Source organism: Pseudomonas sp. SIMBA_067, from assembly GCF_046534675.1.
In the GTDB taxonomy this organism is placed as follows: domain Bacteria; phylum Pseudomonadota; class Gammaproteobacteria; order Pseudomonadales; family Pseudomonadaceae; genus Aquipseudomonas; species Aquipseudomonas putida.
This window is the reverse complement of sequence record NZ_JAWRYH010001023.1, coordinates 1-248: the sequence shown is the minus strand read 5'-3', so window position 1 is coordinate 248 and position 248 is coordinate 1. Positions and strand designations below refer to the sequence as shown.

General features: G+C 57.7%; 1 protein-coding gene. It reads left to right on the top strand.

The annotated features are described in order from the left end of the window. The coding region (locus SB765_RS32315) for an OprD family outer membrane porin (protein ID WP_410932853.1) at positions 1 to 248 on the top strand (248 nt) is incomplete at both ends.

The window sequence follows — 248 nt, the reverse complement described above, 5'->3', positions numbered from 1 at the left end:
AGTACGCGAAGATGGGCCTGGCGGCAAAGGTCAAGGTCTCCAACACCGTGCTCAAGTACGGTTCGATGATGCCGGATGTGCCGTTGCTCAAGTACAACGATGGCCGCCTGTTGCCGACCATGTTCCATGGCGCCATGCTCACCTCTGAAGAACTGCACGATCTGAAGTTCACCCTGGCTCGCCTGGACAAATACACCGCTCGGGATTCCACCGACCGCCAGGACATTCGCGTGCACTGCAAGAACAAG